Origin of the sequence: Haloferax sp. Atlit-6N, assembly GCF_003383195.1 — an archaeon.
Taxonomy (GTDB): domain Archaea; phylum Halobacteriota; class Halobacteria; order Halobacteriales; family Haloferacaceae; genus Haloferax; species Haloferax gibbonsii.
The window spans coordinates 1-620 of sequence record NZ_QEQJ01000104.1; the positions used below are offsets into that span (position 1 = coordinate 1).

1 protein-coding gene and 1 pseudogene are annotated in these 620 nt (G+C 66.5%); both read right to left on the reverse strand.

Features of this window, described 5'->3' with window-relative positions; translation table 11 throughout:
- Positions 1 to 313: pseudogene (locus DEQ92_RS21395) on the reverse strand (HAD family hydrolase); the annotation flags it as partial.
- Between the two features lie 120 nt (positions 314 to 433).
- Positions 434 to 620, reverse strand: a 187-nt coding sequence (gene lwrS, locus DEQ92_RS23570; protein ID WP_158547653.1) for an LWR-salt protein, incomplete at its 5' end; no start/stop codon positions are given.

The window sequence follows — 620 nt, forward strand, 5'->3', positions numbered from 1 at the left end:
TGAGTTCAGAGACTAACGCCGCGGCGTCGTCGTGGAGGTACGTCGCCTCCGCGCGGGCCTGCGGGTCTTCGACGGCGTGAAACGCCGGCCAGAACTCCTCGGGGTCGATCCCCCACGCCCGGAGCTGGGGGTCTCGCGCTCCGCCGAGGCCGTGCCAGACGATCTCGGCCTCCCGGTCGGTGAACTCCCGGCCGAGACGCTCGCCAACGCGGTCGAACACCTCGCGGGTGTAGGACCACTCGGCGTCGACGATCGTGCCGTCGAGGTCGAACAGCCAGAAGTCGTAGTCGGCGTCGGGGTCGGAGGGGACCATTGGACCGGCTATAGGACGCCCCCGCGTAAGTGTATTTCGTCGGGTCGAATTCGAATCGGTCGATTCGAGCCGTGATCGGTGACGGATCCTCGCTCGTCGACCCTCAGGAATCGACGATTCTCAGGAGTCGACGACTCGAATGCTGGAGCCGAGGTGTCGATGGAGCACGTCGCGGGGCGGATCGCCGTTGAAGGGCTCGGGGTTCGACGCGATTTCCGCTTCGAGCGCCTCGCGGTACTCCTGGTCGAGTTTGAGTTCGCTGAAGCTCACGCGGTCGGCCGGGACCGAAAGCCACGACTCCGCGAGG